The sequence below is a fragment of the Aerococcus sp. L_32 genome, assembly GCF_050689315.1.
In genome coordinates this window covers 1-637 of record NZ_JBOEQF010001062.1, presented here as the reverse complement: position 1 = coordinate 637, position 637 = coordinate 1, and the positions used below count along the sequence as shown (strand labels likewise).

Annotated in this window: 1 protein-coding gene; it reads left to right on the top strand. The window is 42.7% G+C overall.

Annotated features, from left to right (window positions below):
• Positions 1-637: cation:dicarboxylate symporter family transporter (locus ACRCJ0_RS18195; protein WP_431391540.1), on the top strand; the 637-nt coding region annotated here is incomplete at both ends.

The following is a 637-nucleotide window of genomic DNA, read 5'->3' as shown; positions in this document are numbered from 1 at the left end:
CATCATCGGGAATGGATACGTATCCTTCTTGCAAATGCTTGTTGTACCATTAATCTTCGTTTCACTAGTCCGCGCCTTTACCCGAGTAGAAGGTGAGAAGAACCTTGGCAAAATAGGTTTCAACGTCCTAGCTGTATTAATTATCACAGTAGCCGTTGCATCCGTTATTGGCTTATCCGTTGCCTTACTATTCAACTTAGACGGTGCAGAATTTACGCAAGGGGCAGCCGAAACAGCACGAATCGCTTATATTCAAGAGCGCCAAGCTGAAATCGCTGATACAACCCTACCGCAACAAATCCTGTCATTTATCCCAACAAATATCTTTGAAGACTTAGCGGGCTTACGTCAATCAAGTAACATCGCAGTAGTGATCTTTTCAGCATTCGTTGGTGTCGCTTACCTAGGTATCGCAAGAAAACACCCAGAAGAAGCTTCATACTTTAAGAAAATGATCGATATGTTAGACGCCATCGTTTCACGTATCGTGACATTAGTCTTGAGAATGGCGCCTTATGGTATCTTTGCCTTAATGGTGAAAGCTATGGCATCATCAAGCTTCCAAGCCCTATTGAATATGGCCACATTCGTTATCGCAGCTTACGTAGCCATTATTATCATGTTCGTAATTCATGCT